This window comes from Streptomyces sp. NPDC005533, from assembly GCF_042871845.1.
GTDB lineage: Bacteria > Actinomycetota > Actinomycetes > Streptomycetales > Streptomycetaceae > Streptomyces.
In genome coordinates, this window is record NZ_JBIAJH010000184.1 from 1 (window position 1) to 1437 (window position 1437).

Sequence of the window (1437 nt, forward strand, 5' to 3'; positions counted from 1 at the left end):
GTGGAATCAACACCGCCAACGACCGGGGGCTCTGCCACGTCACCCACTGGCTGACCAGGCCTTTCACTCCTCAGAGACAGGATGAAAGAGGTTCACTCAGGGCTCTTGCAAGGTCGAGTCGATCTTGCATAGTGGCTGGTCGGCGGGGGTGTGACCGAACGAGCTGAAGCTCCGTTGAAGCAAGTGACCTACCAAGTCCCTTGCCTGCAACGGAGCTTCAGTGTTTCGTGAGTCTTCCATGCCCGTGTCCGTGCTGTCATGCTCGGTCGCCCCTGCGGGTGATACCGGGGCGGAGGATGTCGATCTGCGTGATCGTCGCGGGCGGCGGTACCCGCTTCCCGCGCTGGTCAGGGCGGCGGCTTGTGCGGTGGCGACCGGGGCGCGTTCGTCCGCGGCCATCGGGCACTGGCTGCGACGGGCGCCCCAGGACACCCTGGCCCGGCTCGGCTTCCCGGTCCGCGGCCCGTTGGGACTCCGGCCGGCCGCGTCCATGGGCACCGTCCGCCGGATCATCGAGCAACTGCACCCCGACGGCCTGTCCGGCCTGCTGCGGCCCGTCGATGCGGAGCGGGCGGGCCCGACGCGCCTGGCGGCGGACGGCAAGAGCGCCCGCGGCTCGCGCACCCGGACCCGTACCGCCGCCCGTCTGCTGGCCGTGTTTGGTGTAGAGGCGGGTGCGTCCCATGGCTCCTGTGAGTCGGCTTCCGCCCGCCTGGTCGGCGCCGAAGTTGAGTTTTCCGGTGCCGGCGCCGATCGGTGCCGTGCCGACGTACCGGCTGTACCACCGCTTCCCGCTCAGCTTCCGCGAGGTCGAGGAGCTGCTGCTCGCGCGGGGGATCATCGTTTCCCACGAGACGGTCCGGCAGTGGTGTGACAAGTTCGGGCCCGAGTACGCTGCCCGGCCGGCGCTGGCCGCAGGCCGGTGACAAGTGGCATCTCGATGAGGTGTTCATCAAGGTCAACAGGGTGCGGCAGTACCTGTGGCGGGCCGTGGACCAGGACGGCAACGTCCTTGACATCCTGGTCCAGTCCAAGCGCGACGCGAAGGTCGCGAAGCGGTTCATGGCCAAACTGATGAAGAAGCAGTGCCGGGTCCCGCGGGTACTGGTGACCGACAAGTGCCGCTCCTACGGGCCGGCCCACCGAAAACTGATGAGCTCGGTGGAACACCGCTCCCACAAGGGTCTGAACAACAGGGCGGAGAACAGCCACCAGCCGACCAGGCAGCGTGAACGCGCCATGAAAGGCTTCCGCTCACCCCGGTCAGCCCAGAAGTTCCTCGCCGCATTCAGCCAGATTTCACCCCATTTCAGGCCCCGTCGTCACCTGATGGCCGCGCCCGAGTACCGGGCCGAGATGACCACCCGCTTCGCCGTCTGGGACCACATCACCGGCGTCACCACCCTGTGCCCGCGGCGGGCTGAACCAAGCCGCCCC

General features: G+C 67.9%; 1 protein-coding gene and 1 pseudogene. Both read left to right on the forward strand.

Features of this window, described 5'->3' with window-relative positions; all coding sequences use genetic code 11:
- Positions 1 to 238 precede the first annotated feature (238 nt).
- Positions 239 to 874: a transposase family protein gene (locus ACFYP3_RS37815; protein WP_388842656.1), complete on the forward strand. Its 636-nt coding sequence runs from the start codon at positions 239 to 241 to the stop codon at positions 872 to 874.
- Positions 762 to 1437, forward strand: a pseudogene (locus ACFYP3_RS37820) (IS6 family transposase); the annotation flags it as partial. The gene ACFYP3_RS37815 and the pseudogene ACFYP3_RS37820, both read left to right, overlap by 113 nt.